General features: G+C 56.0%; 6 protein-coding genes. 2 read left to right on the top strand and 4 right to left on the bottom strand.

What is annotated here, in order from left to right; translation table 11 throughout:
• The first annotated feature begins 88 nt into the window (after positions 1 to 88).
• Both ABYA88_RS15615 and ABYA88_RS15620 read left to right on the top strand, forming a co-directional pair.
• Positions 89 to 340, top strand: coding sequence for a YdcH family protein (locus ABYA88_RS15615; RefSeq protein ID WP_373188310.1), 252 nt, complete (start codon positions 89 to 91; stop codon positions 338 to 340).
• A gap of 13 nt (positions 341 to 353) precedes the next feature.
• Positions 354 to 605, top strand: coding sequence for a hypothetical protein (locus tag ABYA88_RS15620; protein WP_373188311.1), 252 nt, complete (start codon positions 354 to 356; stop codon positions 603 to 605).
• On the opposite strand, the gene ABYA88_RS15625 is transcribed toward ABYA88_RS15620, so the two are convergent.
• From ABYA88_RS15625 to ABYA88_RS15640, 4 genes are all read right to left on the bottom strand, one after another.
• Complete coding sequence (locus ABYA88_RS15625; protein WP_373188312.1) at positions 568 to 1,536, bottom strand: tRNA dihydrouridine synthase; 969 nt, start codon at positions 1,534 to 1,536, stop codon at positions 568 to 570. The two genes, ABYA88_RS15620 and ABYA88_RS15625, sit on opposite strands and share 38 nt — an antisense overlap.
• Positions 1,537 to 1,553: 17 nt before the next feature.
• Positions 1,554 to 3,194 (bottom strand): diguanylate cyclase, encoded by a 1,641-nt coding sequence (locus ABYA88_RS15630; protein ID WP_373188313.1) that lies wholly within the window; start codon positions 3,192 to 3,194, stop codon positions 1,554 to 1,556.
• A gap of 11 nt (positions 3,195 to 3,205) precedes the next feature.
• On the bottom strand, positions 3,206 to 3,589 hold the full coding sequence (locus tag ABYA88_RS15635; protein WP_373188314.1) for a response regulator: 384 nt from the start codon (positions 3,587 to 3,589) through the stop codon (positions 3,206 to 3,208).
• A partial coding sequence (locus tag ABYA88_RS15640; RefSeq protein WP_373188315.1) for a response regulator occupies positions 3,582 to 3,960 on the bottom strand: 379 nt, incomplete at its 5' end. The genes ABYA88_RS15640 and ABYA88_RS15635, both read right to left, overlap by 8 nt.

Raw genomic sequence — 3,960 nt, forward strand, 5'->3', positions numbered from 1 at the left:
GCCATGTTGAATTTTTTGTGCTTCGGCAACTCCAACCAGTACGGATCGAACATCCGTACTCATTTACTCAGAACAATGGAGACAGACCATGGCAGCAGCACACGACCTATGTCAGGACCTGGATATTTCCGCCGAGAAGATGCACCAGCTTCGCAAGGCTGATCCTGAACTGGACACGCTGGTGGCCGAATACGAGAACACTGACCGCCGCACCGTCGATGCTGAGGAAACCACTTCTGCCATCATCAGCGATGAAGAGCTCACAGCGCTGAAGGCAACACGGCTGAAGCTCAAGGACAAGATTTTGCAACGGATTCGCAATCCCGAAGCCCCTGTCTGAGCGGGGCAAGACCATGGTGGCATCTCACGACCTGTGTCAGGACCTGGGAATTTCTCCCGAAGACATGGACAAGCACCGCGCCAGGAATCCGAAACTGGACAGTCTGGTCATCGAATACGACAACATTGACCAGTGGACGATCAATGCCGAAGTACAGAACCCCGGCGTGGTCAGCGATGAAGAGATCCGCGGGCTGAAGGAAGAGCGGCGAGTGATCAAGGACCGGATCATGCAGCAGTTGAAGTATCCAGAAGTCGAAGACTGATCGGATCCGGACTGGTTTCGCGGCGCAGTTCATCAAACAGGGCCTGTGCCTGGGGATAACTGCGGGTCAGCAGTGACAGCCATTGCTTGATTCGACCCGGCGAGTGGCGGTCGACCATGCGTGCGCGGGTCTGCACGAAAAAATCCGCCAGCCAGGGCTGCAGCTGTTCCCAACTCATCGGACCGGGCGTAGCGCCTGCATGATGCCGGCGAATCTGCTGCGCCAGATCGGGTCGCACTACCAGGCCGCGACCGATCATGACCGCGCTACAACCGCTGAGCTCACGAATGCGCCGGTAGTCTTCCAGCGTCCATACTTCCCCGTTGGCAATCACCGGCACCGCAACCGCCTCGCGGATGCGGGCAATCCATTCCCAATGGGCGGGTGGTTTGTAGCCTTCCATCTTGGTGCGCGCATGCACGGCAATTTCGGTTGCACCCGATTCAGCCAGCGCGTGCGCGCAGTCCAGCGTCAGACTGGTATCGCTGTAACCCAGACGCATCTTAGCGGTAACGGGGATTTCCGCAGGCGTCGCAGCGCGCACGGCGGCCAGGATCCTGGCCAGCACTTCGGGCTCGCGCAGCAGACTGGCACCGCCACCGTGACGATTCACCGTTTTGGCCGGACAACCAAAATTCAGATCCACCGCCGGCGCTCCCCAACTGGCCAGTTGCGCTGCGTTGACTGCCAGCCAGTGCGGGTCCGAACCGAGCAATTGCGGTCGTACTTCGACCCCTGCGGCGGTTTTCCAGCCCTGGTGCATTTCGGGAATGAAGCGCTCCACGGTGGCCAGGTTCAGCGCGGTGTCAGTCACACGGATGAATTCGCTGACACAGCGGTCGATGCCGCCGATACGGGTAAGAATGTCGCGCATCGGTGGGTCGACCAGACCTTCCATCGGGGCCAGGATCACCGGATCAGCATGCTGCATGGTTAGCGTTCTCACGATCAGGCATGGTAAACCGATAGCCTGTTACGTCCTGCGGTTTTGGCTTCGTACAGGGCCTTGTCTGCATTGACCAACAAGGCTTCGGCTTCTATTTCCATTCCGGGCCGATACTCTGCTACCCCAATGGAGATGGAGGAATTGAAGCTGCTGTCTTCGTACGTGAACTGCAGCTCCTGGAAGCGTTGGCGAAAGTCGTCGAGTACCGCTGCTGCCGCCGCTGCATCGCAATTAGCCATCACAACCGCAAACTCTTCGCCGCCGTAACGCCCAAGAATGTCCGTCGCACGTAAACGTTGACGCAACAGGGTAGCGACTGAAGCAATGACCTCGTCCCCCGTAGCATGACCAAACCGATCATTGACCTGTTTGAAATGATCGATATCCAGCATACCCACACAAAAGGTTTCCCCATTGCGATTGGCCATGGCCCATTCCCGGGCAACAGCTTCCTTGATAGCCGCGTGCTTGAGCAAGCCTGTCAGACTGTCCTTGGTCATCAACTCAAGCAATTGACGAGAGCGCACCACCTTGGACCGTACCGCAGTAATCAGATGTTCATCATTAACAGGCTTGATCAGAAAATCGTCCCCCCCCTGATTCAACGCCTTTAACTGCTGAACAGGATCCTTCTCGGCTGACAGGTACACAATCGGCAGTCCGACCCATTGGTCATACTGCCGTATCACGCCGGCCAAATCATGCCCACTGATGCCTGGCATCTGCAGATCCATAAGAATGATATCGGGGTACTTTTGTTCGAGAATCTCAATAATACGCTCAGGCTCGTGGAGGACTTCAGCTTGCATACCCGCGCTGATCAGAAGTTCCCGATAGTAGCGCGCTAGCAGTTCATCATCATCGACTATCAGGACGCGTTCAGCGGGCGCGTGAAGCCGGGTCAGCACCTGTTCGACGCGCGTGACCAGCTTAGGGATATCCAGCGGCTTGATGAAGAAACCTTCAGCCCCCAAGGCCGCTGCCTGTTGTCTCGAGTGGAAATCGTCACAAGCGCTGATGAAAATCAGGCGCGAGTGAGCAGCGTCCAGCAGTCCCGTGCTTTCCAAATAGTCGAGGGAGCGTCCCTCCTCGCCCAGCATGATATCGAGGACCAGCACATCGGGTTGAACGTCGACAAAAGCAGCCGTCAATTGAGCAATGGATCTGAACAACCGCGCGTTGAAGTTGAAGGCTTTCAGGTGGGACAGCAGACTGGAACCCAACAGCTCGTCATCTTCCAGCAACCAGATTTCAGATGCCAGGTTCTGCTTGCCGTGCTGCTCATGAAAAGTTCTCGGTGGATAATCGGACCTTGCCTCGGCCACGGCGTAATGACGTAGCGCCTGCAGGTCAGTCTTGAGCTTTAAACGTTCCGTTTGATCGACTGTACTCCCAGAATCGGGGGACAGCACCGCTTCAAGGCGGCGATCCAGCTTAGCCGCCTCGGCGCTGATGGCAGACAAACCGAAGGTGCCCGCAGAGCCTGCAAGCTTATGCAAAAGCGCACTCAGCGACTTCAGCTCTGCGCTGTCCGCGCTGCCTTCCGGTAACGCATCAGAGAGCACACCTATTTGCCCGAGAATCCCTGGAAGCTTTTCCAGATATTGTCGCTGCAGGGTCAATAACCGTTCATTGAAAGCCACAAGCTACCTCTTTATCTAGCACTGCCCCAAAGCGCTCGCACCTGTTCTGCGAGCGTAATAGGATCAAACGGCTTGGCTATGACTCCCACGGCACCAAGGCTTTTGAAGTGTTCTATTTCATGCGGCTGAACTTTTGCCGTCATGAATGCGATCGGCACCTTGCTCAGCTCTGGATGATTCCGCAAGGCTTTCAGTGTGCTCGGCCCATCCATACCTGGCATCATCACGTCAAGCAAAATCATTTGCGGTTCAAATTGCTCAGCCTGGGCTACCGCAAGATCCCCACGTTCACACAGATCCACCGTCAGCCCACCCACCACTTCAAGCGCCAGCTGAGCCACTGCACGAATGTCAGGTTCATCTTCAACGTACATCACACGTTCTAATTCAGCCATCAGGATGCTCCTCGTCGGGTTGCAATCTGCCTGTAAGGTAGTCAATACGCTTCAACAGATCAGGGACACTCAATGCTGATTTCAATACCGCTGCGTCAACCCGCGAGCGCAGCCCTGGCTCAACACCATGGCCAGTTAGCAGCATAATGCTACAGTGAGGCAGCTGCCGTCGCACCTCTTCTATCAAATCACTCCCATCACCATCGGGCAGTTCAATATCGAGCAGCAACAGATCTGGCGCATCCGTCTTCAAGGATAAGCGCGCCTCGGCCATGCTAGTGGCCAGTCGAAAACTGACATCGTTGCAGGCCGACTGTCGAATGACCTGGTATAAATCAAGATCATCTTCCACGTGCAATACCTTGATCTGA

The sequence above is a fragment of the Halopseudomonas sp. genome (assembly GCF_041579695.1).
In the GTDB taxonomy this organism is placed as follows: domain Bacteria; phylum Pseudomonadota; class Gammaproteobacteria; order Pseudomonadales; family Pseudomonadaceae; genus Halopseudomonas.